Source organism: Cellulophaga geojensis KL-A (assembly GCF_000568425.1).
In the GTDB taxonomy this organism is placed as follows: Bacteria; Bacteroidota; Bacteroidia; order Flavobacteriales; family Flavobacteriaceae; genus Cellulophaga; species Cellulophaga lytica.
This window is the reverse complement of sequence record NZ_ARZX01000079.1, coordinates 1-1,005: the sequence shown is the minus strand read 5'-3', so window position 1 is coordinate 1,005 and position 1,005 is coordinate 1. Positions and strand designations below refer to the sequence as shown.

1 protein-coding gene is annotated in these 1,005 nt (G+C 29.2%); it reads left to right on the top strand.

The window, feature by feature from the left end; all coding sequences use genetic code 11:
• The first annotated feature begins 40 nt into the window (after positions 1 to 40).
• Entirely contained in the window at positions 41 to 781 is a 741-nt protein-coding gene (locus KLA_RS17270; RefSeq protein WP_034647451.1) for a DUF2927 domain-containing protein, read from the top strand.
• Positions 782 to 1,005 lie beyond the last annotated feature (224 nt).

Below are 1,005 nucleotides of genomic sequence, written 5' to 3'. Positions count from 1 at the left end.
AATTAATAAATCAAAATAAAGGAGACCGTTGTAAAACATTTTGAAAACCAAAGCCTTATTGAAAGAGAGAACCATACTTTTTATTATTTTATTAATAACCCTTGGAATAATTGTTTATAATTCAGTTGATTTTAATGACCATGAATTATCAGAATATGATAGAGAACTAGTCAGTTATTTTAGTGAAGTTGCCTTAAGTGCGGAATTTTATGACAACTCAGATAGAATAATTAAATGGACTGAACCTATGAATCTTTATATATGGAAAGATGGGGAGTTTAACAGACAGGTTTCAATAATTAAGAACACAATTAATAAAATCAATAACCTTATCGAGGGCGAATTTAAAATTAAATTAGTAGATAATTACCTTAAAAGCAATGCCGTTATTTTCCTTATGGAAAAAGATGAAGTTGAGTCATTAGTTCCTAAAATTTTTGAAGGTATCGAAGAGGAACTAGCAGGATTAGCTCTTATCGAGTATGAATTAGACAATTATGAAATTAAACATGCAAAAATATTCATTGATATTAATGAACCTCTTCAGACTCAAGAATCTACAATTTTAGAAGAATTAACTCAAAGTATTGGTTTAATGAATGATTCTGAAAAATATTCAAAGAGTATTTTTTATCAAAATAAAGCACTCGACAGTATTAATACTGTGGAATATTCGAAAATGGATGTAGATATTATTAAAATACTTTATCATCCAAAAATGAAACCAGGACTAAACATTAAAAAAGCAGAAAAGGTAATCAAGCAAATTTTGAAAAATTAAAAACGTTTTACAACAATACCTAAACGTAATGCGGTCTTTAGGGTAAAATTGAAAGGTCTGTGTATATTTATGAAGTCGCTAAATCTTTGGGATTTAGCTTTGGATAAAAAAAGAAAAAGCAAAACCAAAAGCTTTAGCTTCGTGTGCAGACGGAAACGAAAAGTTTCCTTGCCTCCGCACTACGCTTAGCCCAACCGTTGTACCACATATAAACAAAACATTGA